Source organism: Lutispora thermophila DSM 19022, assembly GCF_900142105.1.
In the GTDB taxonomy this organism is placed as follows: Bacteria; Bacillota; Clostridia; order Lutisporales; family Lutisporaceae; genus Lutispora; species Lutispora thermophila.
In genome coordinates, this window is sequence record NZ_FQZS01000058.1 from 1 (window position 1) to 2,412 (window position 2,412).

A 2,412-nucleotide genomic window follows, 5' to 3' on the forward strand; every position below is an offset into this window, starting at 1 on the left:
GCAAGTTTTATATGGGACTACATAAGAAAAGCTTTGCATCACTATATACCTGGTGAATCAGTACCAGTAGAAGGTGAATACAAATGCATATACTGCAATAAAAAAGAGTTTTTTTATAATGATACAATATTCATGCCATGTGCTAATGAAAACAAACATAAAATTTTATTTAAGAATTTTAGTAGATGGAAGAAAGCATAATTATCTTTGGCTCTCTTCCATTTATCATAAACTGATTCTTATCCACTCTCATTCCTTGCTGACACTTCAATTTTCCCGTGATGTTTTGCCCATGCCAAGAATTTATCCTGCTCAGTATCCACTTCAAATGAAACCAATACCGGGTTATAGGTTGTATCTTCGATATTTTCTACTAGTTTTCTTGTCTCGTCCATTATTGCAGCAACTCTAACATTTTCTAATCTGACTATGCCTGATGGATCAAATATGATTTTTCCGTTCGTTTCTTCCTGTTGTCCATTATTGATGATTGCTTTTGGAGCGCTGTATTCATTATCATCCGGAACAAACAATATATCTACTCTATCACCTATCCACCATCCGTTAACTTGATCCGGTTCAAACTTTATGGTTATAAACCTGTTATTTGGGTTTTCCATTTTTAATTTTTTCTCTTCTACGTATTCTACAAGCCTGCTTGCAGTTATCATCTCCATTTCCTCTATATCAATTTTTGCTATCTTTCCCACAGCTTCACCCATATCTTTTACGGCTTTTATGTTGACAAGACTCAATTCAACTTCCTTTTCTATCAACATGTCTTTTGTAATCACTGTTCCTGCCGGAATTTTTACTTTTGAATATACAACTTTAATCTTGGGCTCATAATCTGAAGCTTTTTTCACAACATAAACTTCCACGGACATAAGAATCAAAAGAAGAATTATGGCTATAATCAATGTTTTACGTTGTTTCAATAAGGTCACGCCACCTTTCTATCTGATATTGATCATAATATACGCTACAGTTGTTCCTAAAGACATAAAAGGAATTAAAGGTATCCCTGAATTTTCACTTTTGCTTCTTATTGCCTTTCTTATAAGTAGGAATATTCCAGCTAAGAAGAAAGTAATAAAATATGCAGCATAAATTAATTCAGCTTCTTTCAGATATAGACCGTATATGAAGGCTATTTTTATATCTCCACCCCCTAGACCTTGCTCATTTGTTATAGCTAAGTAAATATAAGCAATAACATATAAAGGAGCTGCCATTATGATAGCTCCTTTATATGCATCAAATAAGTTATTGTTATATACTGCAACTCCAACTCCAATTATCAAAGCAATTATTGTTGTCCTGTTACTTATTTCCAGCTTTTTTATGTCCTCATATGATGAAACTGCACTTGTCAATATTAAAGGTACTATATTTATACCTCCTTTAGTCCGGATTGTTATATGGCAATTCTGTATCTATATGAGCCTCATAATCTTTTATACCATCATCCGTTGTTCCTGTAAAAAATCTATATACGTTCCAAAATAAAGTATGCTTTATCGGTATCTTTATTATGGAATGTACTGAAGGACGGCTTATCGTGCCGCCCTTTGGACAGGTAACAGGAAAGCTCATTCCTTTTGGATAAACAGTAACATTTATTATTTCCACTTTACCTGCTGCTATTGAGTTTTCCTTTGGTGTAAGATCATTATTCAAATTCATATTTAACGCCAATAATGTCTTATAGATGTTTTTTATGTCTTCTGCATCGGCAGTAATTTTTGTCTCGCTTTTGTCTGACACCTTCATTGCATTATAGGCAGCAAGATTTGTGACATCAACAGCATCCTTTATAGCCTGTGCATTTAATAATAGAATGTACTGTTCAAATACTACACTGAAAACTGGGAGTACAACAAATACAATAACGAATCCATAAAAAAGAATATCAGAAACTACCGAACCCTTATTGTTTTTTAAAACTTTGTACATGTTTTTCATCAATTTAACATCCTTCTTGCCATTATTTACAACAATACTGCTTCTTCCGTAACTTATAGGCTTTTTATATAATTTTCTAACTTGATTCTTTAATAGTAATAAAGTAAAGTTATGGTGATACTTTTTAAAAAATTACAACAAAGGAGTTGAATTTTAATGTTAACACAAAATACCTGTCCTTGTGGAAGTGGTCAATCATTTGGCTTGTGCTGTGGTAAAAAATATAAAAGTATTCAAAACAAAGCCAATATGGACATCAACACCGCTTCCAAATATGACTTATGGAGCTATACAAGATTTGGGCTGTATCAAGCAATAGCAAAGCAATTAAATCAAATCTCTAAAGAAGATAATAGAAATATTATTATTTTGGGTGCAGGCTCTTGTATGGATCTCCCTATGGATTATATTTGTGATAATTTTTCTGAAATAGTCCTTGTAGATATT

The 2,412-nt window shown here is 32.5% G+C and carries 5 protein-coding genes; 2 read left to right on the plus strand and 3 right to left on the minus strand.

Features of this window, described 5'->3' with window-relative positions; all coding sequences use genetic code 11:
* Window positions 1-201, plus strand: a 201-nt coding sequence (locus tag BUB48_RS18380; protein WP_207648362.1) for a hypothetical protein, incomplete at its 5' end; no start/stop codon positions are given.
* A 38-nt stretch (window positions 202-239) separates the two neighbouring features.
* Here BUB48_RS18380 and cpaB read toward each other — a convergent pair.
* Genes cpaB through BUB48_RS17385 form a run of 3 tightly spaced genes read right to left on the minus strand, consistent with a single transcriptional unit; the run spans window position 240 to window position 1,965 of the window.
* Window positions 240-938, minus strand: a complete 699-nt coding sequence (gene cpaB / locus BUB48_RS17375; RefSeq protein WP_073028215.1) for a Flp pilus assembly protein CpaB — start codon at window positions 936-938, stop codon at window positions 240-242.
* 18 nt (window positions 939-956) lie between these two features.
* A complete protein-coding gene (locus tag BUB48_RS17380; RefSeq protein WP_073028217.1) occupies window positions 957-1,376 on the minus strand; it encodes a prepilin peptidase in 420 nt (139 codons plus the stop codon).
* A 28-nt stretch (window positions 1,377-1,404) separates the two neighbouring features.
* Window positions 1,405-1,965, minus strand: coding sequence for a hypothetical protein (locus tag BUB48_RS17385; protein ID WP_073028218.1), 561 nt, complete (start codon window positions 1,963-1,965; stop codon window positions 1,405-1,407).
* Between the two features lie 156 nt (window positions 1,966-2,121).
* On the opposite strand from BUB48_RS17385, the gene BUB48_RS17390 reads away from it, so the two are divergent.
* The coding region (locus BUB48_RS17390) for an SEC-C metal-binding domain-containing protein (protein ID WP_207648363.1) at window positions 2,122-2,412 on the plus strand (291 nt) is incomplete at its 3' end.